The 13,532-nt window shown below is 64.8% G+C and carries 11 protein-coding genes; 10 read left to right on the plus strand and 1 reads right to left on the minus strand.

All coding sequences use genetic code 11. The features are described 5' to 3' along the window. Window positions 1-8 precede the first annotated feature (8 nt). The 9 genes from HBF25_RS10370 to HBF25_RS10410 are packed head-to-tail and all read left to right on the plus strand — an operon-like array spanning window position 9 to window position 10,089. Entirely contained in the window at window positions 9-1,139 is a 1,131-nt protein-coding gene (locus tag HBF25_RS10370) for a glycosyltransferase family 2 protein (protein ID WP_166948095.1), read from the plus strand. Between the two features lie 5 nt (window positions 1,140-1,144). Next, window positions 1,145-2,242, plus strand: a complete 1,098-nt coding sequence (locus tag HBF25_RS10375; RefSeq protein WP_243853174.1) for a polysaccharide deacetylase family protein — start codon at window positions 1,145-1,147, stop codon at window positions 2,240-2,242. Beyond that, window positions 2,230-3,477: an O-antigen ligase family protein gene (locus HBF25_RS10380; protein ID WP_166948099.1), complete on the plus strand. Its 1,248-nt coding sequence runs from the start codon at window positions 2,230-2,232 to the stop codon at window positions 3,475-3,477. Before HBF25_RS10375 ends, HBF25_RS10380 begins: the two co-directional genes overlap by 13 nt. Further along, window positions 3,474-4,829, plus strand: coding sequence for a phenylacetate--CoA ligase family protein (locus HBF25_RS10385; protein ID WP_166948101.1), 1,356 nt, complete (start codon window positions 3,474-3,476; stop codon window positions 4,827-4,829). Before HBF25_RS10380 ends, HBF25_RS10385 begins: the two co-directional genes overlap by 4 nt. After that, a complete protein-coding gene (locus tag HBF25_RS10390; RefSeq protein ID WP_166948103.1) occupies window positions 4,826-5,944 on the plus strand; it encodes a glycosyltransferase in 1,119 nt (372 codons plus the stop codon). Before HBF25_RS10385 ends, HBF25_RS10390 begins: the two co-directional genes overlap by 4 nt. Then, entirely contained in the window at window positions 5,941-7,113 is a 1,173-nt protein-coding gene (locus HBF25_RS10395) for a glycosyltransferase family 4 protein (protein ID WP_166948105.1), read from the plus strand. Before HBF25_RS10390 ends, HBF25_RS10395 begins: the two co-directional genes overlap by 4 nt. Further along, complete coding sequence (locus tag HBF25_RS10400; protein ID WP_166948107.1) at window positions 7,110-7,748, plus strand: polysaccharide deacetylase family protein; 639 nt, start codon at window positions 7,110-7,112, stop codon at window positions 7,746-7,748. Before HBF25_RS10395 ends, HBF25_RS10400 begins: the two co-directional genes overlap by 4 nt. Continuing rightward, the gene (locus HBF25_RS10405; protein ID WP_166948109.1) at window positions 7,745-8,914 is read left to right on the plus strand and encodes a glycosyltransferase family 4 protein; all 1,170 of its coding nucleotides are present in this window, start codon (window positions 7,745-7,747) and stop codon (window positions 8,912-8,914) included. The genes HBF25_RS10400 and HBF25_RS10405 overlap by 4 nt, the downstream gene beginning before the upstream one ends. Further along, window positions 8,911-10,089: a hypothetical protein gene (locus tag HBF25_RS10410; RefSeq protein WP_166948111.1), complete on the plus strand. Its 1,179-nt coding sequence runs from the start codon at window positions 8,911-8,913 to the stop codon at window positions 10,087-10,089. The genes HBF25_RS10405 and HBF25_RS10410 overlap by 4 nt, the downstream gene beginning before the upstream one ends. A gap of 672 nt (window positions 10,090-10,761) precedes the next feature. Here the strand turns inward: HBF25_RS10410 and fhuE are convergent. Then, a complete protein-coding gene (gene fhuE, locus HBF25_RS10415; RefSeq protein WP_166948113.1) occupies window positions 10,762-12,978 on the minus strand; it encodes a ferric-rhodotorulic acid/ferric-coprogen receptor FhuE in 2,217 nt (738 codons plus the stop codon). 132 nt (window positions 12,979-13,110) lie between these two features. Between fhuE and HBF25_RS10420 the strand changes: the two genes are divergently transcribed. Further along, on the plus strand, window positions 13,111-13,497 hold the full coding sequence (locus tag HBF25_RS10420) for a hypothetical protein (protein ID WP_166948115.1): 387 nt from the start codon (window positions 13,111-13,113) through the stop codon (window positions 13,495-13,497). Window positions 13,498-13,532: the final 35 nt, after the last annotated feature.

The following is a 13,532-nucleotide window of genomic DNA, read 5'->3' on the forward strand; positions in this document are numbered from 1 at the left end:
ATTTCGTCATGACCCATCTTGCCTGGTTCGCCTTCTGGTCGTCGGCCCTGCTGCTGGTCCACGTTTTCGTGGGCTATCCGCTGGTGGTCTGGTGCCAGGCGCGACTGGCGCCACGTCCGGTGAATCGCGGTGCGGTGTCGTGCGCCATCACCGTGGTGATGGCGGTACACGATGGCGCACGGCACCTGCGCGAAAAGCTCGACAATCTGCGCGCGCTCGACTATCCGCAGGGCCGGATCGACATCGTGCTCGCCTGCGATGGTTGCACCGACGATACCGTTGCCATCGCCCGCCGCCATGCCGGTAGCGACCTCACCGTGCTGGTGTTCGACCAGCGCCGGGGCAAGGCCGCATGCCTCAACGATGCCGTGGCGAAAGCCTCGGGCGACCTGCTGCTGTTCACGGATGTCCGCCAGCGTCTGTCGCCGTCGGCGGCACGGGAGCTGGCCGCCAGTTTCGCCGACGCTGGCGTGGGCGCCGTGGGTGGCGAATTGCAGATGGAAAACGTGCGCGGCGGCTTTGCCCAGGGTGTGGACTTCTACTGGCGCTACGAGAAAGCCATACGCCATGCGGAGAGCGTGTCTGGTTCCACGATCGGCGTCAGTGGCGCGCTGTATGCAATGCGTCGCCACCTGTTCCGCCCGCTGCCAGAAGGCACGGTGCTCGACGACGTACTCGTGCCGATGCGCGTCGCCGCACAAGGCTATCGCGTGGTCTTCGAGCCGCGTGCCATCGCCTGGGACCAGCCGTCGACCCACCCCGAACAGGAGCGCCGCCGCAAGATCCGCACGCTGGCCGGCAATTACCAGCTGGTGCAGCTTGCGCCCTGGCTGTTGTCTCCCGCCGCCAATCCGCTGTGGTTCCGCTTCGCCAGCCATAAGCTGCTGCGCCTGCTGGCCCCCTGGCTCATCGTACTCATGACGCTGGCGAGCGCCGCGCTGTCCACCCGCCATCCCATGTATGCGCTGACCTTCTGCGCCATCGTGGTATCCGCCGTGCTGGTGGGCGTTGCCGTGCTGGCCCCGGCGCTGGGCCGGCGTTTTCCGCTGCGCATCGCGCTGGCGTTCTTTTATCTCAACCTTTTCGCGGCGCAGGCCCTGCTCGCGTTCGCGCGCAACCGAAGGCTGCACCTATGGTGATCGACATGGAACGACGAGGCGCCCCAGGCATCCGTGGCCGGCTAGGCCAGTTGTGTTATTCAAGCGGCCTGCTGCATCCGCTGCAACGCGTGCGCGCGTGGTGGCACCGCGACCTGCGCATCCTGGCCTATCACCGGGTGATGCCGTTGCCTGATCCGGACCGCTACGGCTTCGACATGGAGCTGATCAGCACGCCACCGGACGAATTCCGCGAACAGATGACGCGACTGAAACGTCACTTCCGCCCTCTACGGCTGACCGACGTGATCGCCGCGCTGGACGCGGGCGAAGTGCTGCCGCCCGACTCCGTAGCGGTGACCTTCGATGATGGTTACGACGACAACTACCATGTCGCGGCGCCCATTCTTGAAGAACTGGGTGTTCCGGCCACGTTTTTCGTATCCACGGGACACATCGACAGCGGCCGGCCCTACGCCTATGACTGGCTGGTCCACATGATCCTGGTCACGCCCTCGCCGCGCCTGGTGCTGCCCGAGCTGGGCATCGACGTCATGCTGCCGAAGGAGCGCTCCCTGCGCCGCCGCCTTGCGGGCAAGGTCCTGCTGCGCATGAAATGGCTCGATGCCGAAGCCCAGACAGCGATGACCGAACGCCTTGAGGCGGAATGGAACATGTCGTCACGCCATGCGCGTCCGGCGGAGTGCCGCCCCATGACATGGCAGCAGGTGCGCGAGATGGAATCGGCCGGCCTGGAAATCGGCTCTCACGGCGTGCATCACCGCATGCTCGCACGCCTGCCGCTGGACGAGATGGAGCGCGAGATCCGTGAATCGAAAGCCACGCTGGACCGGGAGCTTGCCCGCCCGGCCGTGCTGATGTCCTATCCGGTCGGCGGGGACCGTGCCTATAACGATGCGGTGATCTCCGCCACGCGTCAGGCCGGCTTCCAGCTTGCCTGCAGCTACATCTGCGGCACCAATCCGGAGCCCTCGGAAAATCGTTACTCGCTTTATCGCCTGCCGGTGGAGAGCAACATGGGCCCTGGCTGGTTCGCCGCCATGCTCGCGCTGCCCCAGCTGATGAGCTATCCCACCGCCGCCCATGAAGCACAGGGTCCGCAGGCACAGCCATGTTTCCCCTGATCCTCCTGTACGTGGTGCTCACCATCATCCGGCCACAGGACTATGTGGTCGGACTCGAAACCGTGCCCATCCTGCCTGCCGTGCTGCTGCTGGCCTTCCTCGCCTGGGCTATCTCGCGCGAGAAGACGTTCGAGGCGCCGCAGTTCGTGATCCTGCCGGCCTTCCTGCTGGTACTGATGATCTCGGAAGTGACCAACGGCTGGACCGGCGGCGCGCTGGACGAACTGGCACGCTTCGGCCCTGTCGTGATCGCCTTTTTCGTCTTCGGTGCCGCGTGCACGACGCAACGGCGCGTCGCGATCGCCATGGCGGTGTTCGTGCTGTGCGCGTCGGTGCTTGCCCTGCACGGTGTCGAACAGGCGCGTACCGGCATGGGCTGGACAGGCATTCCCCTCGGCGACGGTAACCGTATCCAGTACGTGGGCATCTTCAACGACCCCAACGACCTGGGCCTGCTGTTCGCCGCCACCCTGCCCATGGCGATGTTCCTGGGCCGACCGGGGCGCGGGATCATGCGCTGCTTCTGGCTGGGCTGCGCCGTGCTGCTGCTCTACGGCACCTACCTCACCAATTCACGCGGCGCCCTGCTGGCTGTGTTGGTAGTGGCAGGCTGCTATGTCTGGTACCGACGTGGCGTCGTCGTGGCGGGCATGCTGGGGGTGCTGGGTCTTGCCGCCATGAAGCTGGTGTCCTCGCGCATGGAAGAGCTGGATGCCGGCGAGGAATCGGCGGCCGGTCGTGTCGATGCGTGGTATGCCGGCCTGGAAATGTTCCGCGATCACCCGGCCTTTGGCGTCGGCGCGGGCAACTTCACCGAGTACAACGAACTGACCGCACACAACTCCTTCGTCCTCGTGCTGGCGGAAACCGGTTTCATCGGCTTCATGGTCTGGCTCGCCTTCGTGGGTTATGGCTTTCTCATGATGCTGAGCGTGATCCGCCATCCGCCTGCCGAGGTGGGTCCGGCGTGGGTGGCAGAACGCCAGATGGCACTCACCCTGCTGCTGTCGCTGTGCGGGCTGTTTGCCGCAGCCTTCTTCCTCAGCCGCAGTTACATGGTGGTGCTCTACCTCATCGCTGCCATGGTCGCCGGCTACCATGTCGGCGCGCGCCGGCGCTGGCCGCATCTTCCCGTCTACCGCCTGGCCGACCACGGCTGGCGCTGGGTGCCCACCGCCGCAGGTGGCGTGGCCTTCATCTTCGTTCTTGTCGCCGTGCTGCTGCGAACCGTATGAGCGTCTACGAAACCGCTTTTCGCCATGTGATCTGGCCGGCCTACGAGCGCGGCCTGCGGCGGCGGGATACGCCGCAGCATATCCGTCGTTATGAACGCGACCAGTGGCTCGCCGCGGAGGACGTGACGGCCCTCCAGTTCGAGCGGCTGCACAAGCTCGTGCACTGGTGCTATCGCGAAGTGCCGTATTACAAGAGACGCTGGAATGCGCTGGGCATCACCCCGTTCGATATCCGCAGCCCCGGGGACATCCAGAAGCTGCCCGTACTGACCAAGGCCGATATCCGCGAAAACTTCGACGACCTCAAGGCAACCTCACTGAAGCACACGCTCGGATACAAGGCCACCGGTGGCTCCACCGGTGAACCGCTGCGTTTCGGTTTCACCCGCGAAAGCAACGACCGGCGGGTTGCCGTGATGTGGCGTGGCTACGGCTGGGCCGGCTCACGCATGGGCCGGCGCACGCTGTTCCTGTGGGGTGGTGCCGTGGGCAACCCCAGCCTGGGCCATCGGCTGAAAGATCGTGTCTACAACAGCCTGTTCGCCCGTCGCATGCTCGACAGCTTCCCCATGACCGAAGCCAACATGGCCAGCTACGCGGATGCCATCGATCGCTGGCGTCCGGAGGTGATCGTCGGCTATGTCGGGCCACTGGTGCGCCTGGCGGAATGGCTTCTCGCCACCGGGCGGAAGATTGCCCGGCCCGCCTCCATCATCGGTGCCGCGGAGGCCCTGCACCCGTTCCAGCGCGAGCTGATCGAACGCGCGTTCGGCGCCCCGGCCTTCAATACCTACGGCTGCCGGGAGTTCATGCTGATCGCCTCCGAGTGCGAGCACCGCGACGGCCTGCACGTGAATGCCGATCACCTCGTCGTGGAAACCCTCGATGCGCATGGCAAGTCCGTGCAGGGCACCAGCGGCGAGGTGGCCATCACCGACCTGTTCAACTACGGCATGCCCTTCATCCGCTACGTCAACGGCGACATGGCCACCCGCGAACACCGCCAGTGCGCGTGTGGTCGTGGCCTGCCCCTGCTGGCCTCCGTGGACGGCCGCAAGCTCGATGCCATCCGTACGCCGGACGGGCACATCCTGCCCGGCGAATTCTTCCCGCACATGCTGAAGGACGTACCCGGCCTGACCCGCTTCCAGCTCGTGCAGCGCCAGCTGGATCGCCTTGACCTGTCCATCGTGCGCGGTCGTGAATTCGACGATGCCTCGCTCGAATACATCCATCGCGAGGTCGCCAGGGTGCTGGGAACCAGCGCGACCCTGCACTGCCATTTCGTGGACGACATTCCGCTCACCCGCAGCGGCAAGCTCCGCGTCACCATCTCGGAGCTGACGCCGTGAACATCACGCACTTCGTGGAAAACCTCAATCGCGGCGGCCTGGAGCGCATGGTGCTCGACCTTGCGAAGACGCAGCAGGCGCGCGGCGAACATGTACAAGTCGTCTGCCTTTACGAGAAAGGCTCGCTGGCCCGCGAGCTGGAAGCCCTTGGCATTCCCGTCCACGCCTGCGGCAAGCGCGATGGCATCGACCTGCGCGCCATCGGCCGCGCGCGCGCGCATCTGGTGGCCCATCGCACCGAAGTACTGCACACCCATAACGTCGTCGCCCACTACCAGGCCGTGCTGGCAAGCCTGGGCATGGGTATCCGCCAGGTGGTCAATACACGTCATGGCATGGGGGCCAATCGCAAGCCCGGACGGCGCGAATGGCTGTTCCGCCGTGCACTGCGTGCCACGGATGCCGTGGTGGCCGTCTGCGAGGCGGCCCGCCGCGATGCCGTGGAGCGCGGCATCGTTCCGGCGGCGAAGACTTGCGTGGTGCCCAACGGCATCGTGGTCGATCGCTTCGACGTGGCCTCCGACGCCATGCACGAGCGTCTGGCCCGGCTCATCAACGTCGCGCCCGGCACGCGCATCATCGGCACCGTGGGCCGGCTCAACTGGACCAAGGACCAGGCCAGCCTCATCCGCGCTTTCCGTATCGTGCGCCGTAACCGGCCCGATACCGCCCTGGTGCTGGTGGGCGACGGCGAACTGCGCGAGGCGCTGCGCACCTGTGCCTTCGACGAGGGCGTGGCCGGCAGCGTGCATTTCCTCGGCGACCGTGACGATGTCTGCCAGCTGCTGCAGGGGCTGGACCTGTTTGCCCTGTCTTCCGTGACCGAGGGCTATTCCATGGCCCTGCTGGAAGCCTGTGCCACGGCGCTGCCCATTGTTGCCACGGATGTGGGCGGCAACGGTGAAATCGTGCGTGACCGGCGCACCGGCAGGCTCGTACCACCCGCGGACCCTGTACGCTTCGCCGAGGCCATGCTGGAGCTGCTGGATTCCTCACGACACGCTTCCGGCATGGGTCACGAGGCGCGCGCCTGGGTCGAAACCCATGGTTCGCTCGATACCATGGCGGAGCGTTACGGTCGTCTCTATTTCGGTGGCGTGGAGGGCTTCGCATGAAAGTGCTCGTCGTCACCAACCTGTTTCCCACGCCATGGGACCTGCGTCGTGGCGCATTCAATCGCCAGCAGTTCCAGCGGCTGGGGGAACGCCACGATGTGCATGTGCTCACCGCGGTCGATTTTCGCGAGCGCAAGGGGCCTGCCCGTCACGTCGTGCGCGTGCCTGGTGTCGTCGCGCGGCATTTCACGTTCTGGCATCCGCCCGGCATCGGCCGCTTCCTCAATGCGCTGTGCTTCCTGCTGTGCGTCCTGTGGCAGCACGGCAGGCGGCTGCGTTCGGAAGGCTACGACGTGCTGCTGGCGAGCTGGGCCTTTCCCGATGCCGTCGCCGGCGGCTGGCTGGCGCGCTGGCTGGGCATCCCGTATCTCGCGAAAGTGCACGGCAGCGATCTGAACATACAGGCCGAGGCGACGCTACGCCGGCCCCAGGTACGGCATGCGCTTCAGCAGGCCGGCATGGTGATCACCGTGAGCCGCGCGCTGGCCGACAAGGCGGCCGCCCTGGGCGTGAGTCCCGAGCGGATCGTCACCCTCTACAACGGCGTGGATACCCGCCTGTTCCAGCCGGGCGACCGCATCGCGGCACGCCGTCGCCTTGGCCTGCCGCCGGAAGTGCCGATCGTGCTCTACGTCGGCAACCTGAAAGCAAGCAAGGGCTGTCACGACCTTATCCGTGCATTCCCCACGCTGGTCACGCGACATCACGATGCGCGCCTGGTCTATGTGGGCGACGGCCCGGATCGCACCAGCCTGGAAAGCCTTGCCAGCACCTTGTGCAGCGCGCCCGCCGTGCGCTTCGCCGGAGCCGCGGACCATGCCGCCCTCGTCGACTGGTTCCGTGCGGCGGACGTACTGTGCCTGCCCAGCCACAACGAAGGCGTGCCCAACGTCGTGCTGGAAGCCATGGCCTGCGGCACGCCCGTGGTGGCGACCGCCGTGGGCGGTATCCCCGAAATCCTTCCTCCCCATGCAGGCATTCTCGTCCCACCACATGAGCCACGGGAGCTGGCCCTGGCCCTGGTCGCATCGCTGGACCGGCACTACGACAACGCAGCCATCGCGGCGCACGCCGCCGGCTTCCGCTGGGATGACAACATCGATCGGCTCGAACAGGCGCTGGCACAGGTCCTCGGCGAAGCCCGTGCACACCTGAGGGCCAACGCATGATCCGCCGACCCAAGAAACACGAACTGCTGGCCCTGCTGCCCGACACCCTCGTACTGACCCGCACCCGCGATGCAGCGCTGCGCTACCTCAGCTTCGACGACGGTCCGGACCCGGAACACACGCCACGCCTGCTTGATACTCTCGCGCGCCATGGGGTGAAGGCCAGCTTCTTCCTTGTCGGCGAAAAGATCGCCGCGCATCCGGGCATCGTCGAGCGCATCGTCGCAGAGGGCCATATGGTGGGAAACCACTCCTACAGCCACTGGTCCTTCAGCAACATGGACATCGGCGCGCAGCTGGACGAGATCTATAAAACCGATGCGCTGCTGCGCCGTTTCGACGACCGCCCACACCATCGCATGCGTCCGCCGCATGGCTATGTGGGGCCACGCCTGCTCATGCATTTCGCCAGGGAAAGGCGCAGCCTGGTGTACTGGTCGTACGACAGCCTCGATTACCAGGATCGCCCGGTCAGCAGCCTTATATCCCGCCTGCTCGACGAACCGCCCGCACCGGGTGACATCGTGCTGATGCATGACGACAGCGACAAGGCGGCCGAGGCACTCGATGTGGTGCTGCCGCGCTGGCTGGCACAGGGCATGCGCTTCGCGGCCCTGCCGGGAAATGCGCCATGAACATCCTCTATCACCACCGCACTCGCGGCCGGCACGTCGAAGGCGTGCATATCCGCGGCATCGTGCATGCCCTGCGCGAACTGGGACATCGCGTGGAAGTGATGTCGTTTCCCGGCGCCGATCCCGAGAAGGAAACCGAAGCTGCCGCGTCCGGCGGCGGCAAGGGACGCCTGGCCGGCATGGTGACCCGCCTTCCCGGCATCGTCTTCGAGCTGTTCGAACTGCTCTACAACGCCGTGACGCTGGTCCGCATGACCCGGACATGGCGGCGTGGCGCGCCGGCGCTGATCTATGAGCGCTACTCGCTGTTCCTGTTCGCCACCATCTGGCTGGCCCGTCGCCGGGGCATTCCCATCGTGCTCGAAATCAACGACTCGGCGCTCGTCGATCGCGTGCGTCCGCTGACGATGAAGCGCCTTGCGGCACGCATCGAGGGCTGGTGCCTGCGTCACGCCACCGGCCTGGTCTTCATCTCCACATGGTTTCGCGACAAGGCCATCGAGGCTTACGGCCAGATCGCTCCCTCGGTGGTCTCGCCCAATGCCGTAGACCTTCCGCGTTTCGACCCCGCGCGCTTCGACCGCGATGCCTTGCGACGTGAGCGCGGACTGGAAGGACGGACGGTCTGTGGCCACATCGGCGCCTTTGCCCACTGGCATGGCATGGATGCCTTCGTCGAAGCCATTGCCAACCGGCTGGCCGAAGCGCCGGAACTGGCCCTGGTTTTCGTCGGAGACGGCAAGACGCTGCCCGCCGTTCGTGAACTGGTTGCCGCGCGGGGGCTTTCCGGGCGGGTGCTGCTGCCGGGACGTGTCCCGCATGACGAGATCGCCAGCTGGATCGCCTGCATGGACTATGCCGTCCTGCCGAATTCCAATCACTACGGCTCTCCCATGAAACTGTTCGAGTTCATGGGCATGGGGGTGGCGGTGGTCGCGCCGGACTATGCGCCGGTGGCGGAGGTGATCGCCGATGGTCGTACCGGCTGGCTGTTCCCCCATGGCGATGCCGCTGCCTGCGTAGAGCGGGTGCTGGCCCTGGCTGCCCATGACGACGAACGGCGGCGCGTGGGCGCTGCTGCCCGCGATTACATCGCCAGTGAAAGGCAATGGCGCAACAACGCCGAGCAGTTGCTGACCCTGGTACCGAACGGAGCACCGGCATGATCGCCATCGTCGCCCTTGTCCTGCTCGCCTGCCTGGCGATTGCCGTCACGGTCGCGATCCGCGTGCGCAACATGCAGTACTGGCTGTGGGGTTACCTGACCCGGCGCAAGCCACCGAAGGTGGAAGGCCCTATCCATGTGCTGTTCTGCTTCGTGGACCATTTTGAGCCGAACTGGGGGCGCGTGGACCTGCCGACCCAGCGGGCGCGCGTCGATCGCTGGTGCCGCGAGTATCGCAGCATGGCATCGCGCCATCGCGATGCCGACGGACGCATGCCGCAGCACTGCTTTTTCTATCCGGAGGAAGAGTACGTCCCCGAGCACCTGGACAAACTCCAGGCGCTTTGTGCCGATGGATATGGCGAAATCGAGATCCACCTGCACCACGACAACGACACGCCGGAAAACTTCGTCGCCACGATCGACCGCTTCAACCGACTGCTGCACGAACGGCACGATGCGCTTCCACGCGACCCGGTGACGGATCAGCTGCGCTTTGCGTTCATCCATGGCAACTGGTGCCTGGACAATTCCCGCGCCGACGGCCGCTGGTGCGGCATCAACAACGAGCTGGTGCTGTTGCGCGAGCTGGGTTGCTATGCCGATTTCACCCTGCCGTCTGCGCCGAGCGAAACGCAGACGGCGATGTCCAATGCCATTTACTACGCCGCGGACGATCCTCATCGCCCGAAGTCACACAACAAGGGTGTGCCGATGCGTGTGGGTGGCAAGGCCAGTGGCGATCTGCTGATCATCCAGGGCGTGCTTGGGCTTAACTGGAAAAACCGGCGCTTCGGCATCATTCCGCGCATCGAGAATTCGGACATCCGCCGCGGCTGCCCACCTACCCGTGACAGGGTGGATCAGTGGGTGAATACGGGTATCCATGTGGAAGGCCGCCCTGAGTGGGTTTTCATCAAGGTGCATACCCATGGCACGCAGGAGCGCGACATGGATACCCTGCTGGGTCAGCCCGTGGATGACATGCACGATTACCTGGAGTCGCGGTACAACGACGGTCAACGCTACGTGCTCCATTACGTCACCGCCCGCGAGATGTACAACATCGCGAAGGCGGCAGAAGCGGGCTGCACCGGTAACCCGGACCAGTACCGCGACTTCGAGCTGGGCCCACCCGGTCGTGACATATCCAGAACCCACACCTCCGCCGCCTGACCCCCTCACGTCGTCCCTGCGAACGCAGGGACCCAGTGCGGTGCAATAGGTTTTTGCGACGGTGCCACCTACACACAAGCCGATGAAACGTGGCGGTGTTTACTGGTGAACTGGGGCGCTGGGTTCCTGCTTTCGCAGGAACGACGGGTTGCGAGATTGCATTTCCCTTCCTACCCCTCACGTCGTCCCTGCGAAAGCAGGGACCCAGTGCGATGCGGTGGGTTTTTGCGAGAGGGGCACCTACACACAAGCCGATGCAACGTGGCGGTGTTTACTGGTGGACCGGGGCGCTGGGTTCCTGCGTTCGCAGGAACGACGGGCTCTGAGATTGCAGCTCCCCACCTATCCCTCACGTCGTCCCTGCGAACGCAGGGGCCCAGTGCGATGCGGTGGGTTTTTGCGAGAGGGGCACCTACACACAAGCCAATGCAACGTGGCGGTGTTTACTGGTGGACCGGGGCGCTGGGTTCCTGCGTTCGCAGGAACGACGGGCTATGAGATTGCAGCTCCCCACCTACCCCTCACGTCGTCCCTGCGAAAGCAGGGACCCAGTGCGGTGCAATCGGTTCTCGCCAGAGGGTCACCTACACACGAGCCGATGTAGCGTGGCGGTGTCTGCTGGTAAACCGGGGCACTGGGTTCCTGCTTTCGCAGGAACGACGGGGTGATGGTTTACAAGTCGTATGTTGCCGTCACCATGTAGTTGCGTGGTGCGCCATACATACCTTGCGTGTAGAAGCCGATCTGCTGGTAATACTTCTTGTCCAGCAGGTTGTCCGCGTTGAACTGCATCGAGAAACGATCGTTGAAGCGGTACCGCGCAAGCGCGCTCACCAGTGCATAGGCCGGCTGGGTGGCCCGTACCGGATTCCCCAACGGCCCCTTGATCGCCGTGTAGTTGCTGCTCTGCCAGTTCACGCCACCGCCCACGGTGAGCCCGCGCAGGCTACCGGGCAGGTCATAGGTGGAGAACAGCTTGATCGACGTACGCGGCTGCGCCGTATTCACGTCCGCGCCGGATGCATCCTTTGCCGTGTAATGCGACACACCGAAGGTTGCATTCCAGCCCGTTGCCAGTTCGCCGCTCAACTCGGCCTCGTAACCCTTGGTCGTGGTGCCCTTCGCCGCACGATAGGCCTGGTTCGTGGTGCCGGGCACCATGTAATTGGCATCCGGCTGGCCCAGGTTGTCCTGCTTCACGTCGAACACGGCCACCGACGCATTAAGGCGACCGCCAAGCCACGCCGCCTTCATGCCCAGTTCGTAGTTCTTACCGGTGACAGGATCGAGGTAACGGCCATTCCTGTCCTGATACGACTGCGGATTGAAGATATCCGTATAGCTCAGGTAGGCCGAATACGTATCGTTGAACGACCAGACCAGGCCCGCATACGGCGTGAACACCTTGCGATTGAACCGGTACATGCTGCCATACGACCACTGGTCGGTGCGCCAGCCACTGTACCGCCCCCCCACGATCAGCTTCAACGGGTCGGCCAGCGAGAAGCGCAGTGCCGTATACAGCCCCGTCTGTCGCGTCGTCATCGTATTGGTACGGTACGGCGCGCCCCATGCGGGCTTCGGGAAGTTCCCGTCCCACGCATAGAAATTACCCACACCAGGCAGATCAGCGCTCGGATGCGCATCCGTATCGCCCGACTGCTGGTTCACGCTCCAGCCAATCACCGCTTCATGATCGCGTCCCCACAGCTGGAACGGGCCATTGGCGTACAGATCAAGACTGTTCTGCTGACGCCCGCCCAGATACCACGCGGGTAATACCGTCATGCCCAGGCCCGTACGGCGATCCGGATAACCGGAAACGAAAAGCAGCTTCGCATCGTAGTCGTTGCTGGAATGGCTCGCGTTGGCTCGCAAGGTCCAGTCAGCCCCCAGGCCCTGGGTAAGCGTCGCAAAAGCGGTTTTCGCCGTCGAAGCCCAGCTCGACCACTTCGCCGCCGTGGTTACCGAACGAGAAAAATCCGTGGAGCCGCCATCGGCATAGAAGATCGGCGTACCACCCCAGGTCACGGCACGCGGAATCACCCGCTGATAGGTATAGCCCACGCTGAGCAAGGTATCCGGACCCAGGTCGGCATCCAGCGTGGCGTAGATCAGCTTCTTCTTGTTGCTGTAGAAACGCATGTACGAATCGCGATCCTGGTACACCCCCACGACACGCGCACGCACGCTGCCGCTGCGATTGAGCGGCGTGGACGCATCCGCGGTAACGCGACGGTTGTTCCACGAACCGTAACCGGCCGATACGCTCGCCGTGGGCTCCGTGGCATTGGCATGCTTGCGCACGAGGTTTACCGATGCCGACGGATTGCCAGCACCCGTCAGCAGGCCCGTGGCACCGCGCACCACTTCCACGCGGTCATAAATCGCCGTATCCGATGCCGCATCGCCGGCGTTGTACGTGTCATCGACCGTGGTCGGGATGCCGTCGTACTGATAGCTGTTGATCAGGAAGCCGCGCGAATAGAAGCTGATGCGCTCGCTGTCGTAGCTGTTCGACGAGATGCCCGTGGTGCCGGCGAGCACGTCGGACAGCGACTGCATGTTGCTGTCGTCCAGCCGCTGGCGGGTGATGACGCTGACCGACTGCGGCGTGTCCTTGATCGACAGCGGCAGGCGCGTGGCCGCTGCCGTGATCCGCGTGGTGTACGAGCCGGTTCCCTCGGTCGTCTCCTTTTCCGCTGCCGCGTTCACCTGCATGCCTTCCAGGCGGGTGGCCGTGTCGCGACGGGCCTTGCGGGTCGTGTCGTCCGTGTCGGTATCCCCTGCATGGACGATCCCGGGCACGGCGAGTGCACCCATGGCGAAGACAAAGAGCAAGCGTCGCCCGGACGAAATGTCCGTGCGGGTGAAGGAAACGGCAGCCATGGGGCAGACCCTGAAGAAAGTGTGACTAAATGATAACGATTCCCATTTATATCCGGAAGCCCTTGCGCATCGAAGCATCTCCCCCGAACAGGGGATGGTCGCCGTGATCCGCCAGGCGCTACCATTCGCACCATGCGCCGCTTCCGCCTCAATCGCCGTAAACGCCTGCTCACGATCGGGCTGGCGTTGTTCTGCCTGCTGTTCCAGCAGCTGGCACTGGCGGCGTATGCGTGTTCGCCCGCTGCGGCGAATGCCATGGCGATGCAGGGCGAGTGTGCGCAGATGAGCGCGCCGTCCCCGCAGGCGCCGGACCCAGCTTGCACCTCGCATTGCGCGGACCACAGCGTTTCGCCGTCCACGGCGCAGCTCCCCTCCCTGCCACCGCTCGCACTGCCGGCCATGCCGCCAGTGCTCGAAGGCAGCATCGCGCTGGCACCCGAAAGCCAGCCCCTGCCCGATCCCACGTTCCAGCGCCCCGAGCCACCGCCGGCGCTGCGCTTCTGTAGCCTGCTGATCTAGCCCCCGGTCGATTCCGTTAGCGACCGCGCATCCGT

Origin of the sequence: Luteibacter anthropi (assembly GCF_011759365.1) — a bacterium.
Classification (GTDB): domain Bacteria; phylum Pseudomonadota; class Gammaproteobacteria; order Xanthomonadales; family Rhodanobacteraceae; genus Luteibacter; species Luteibacter anthropi.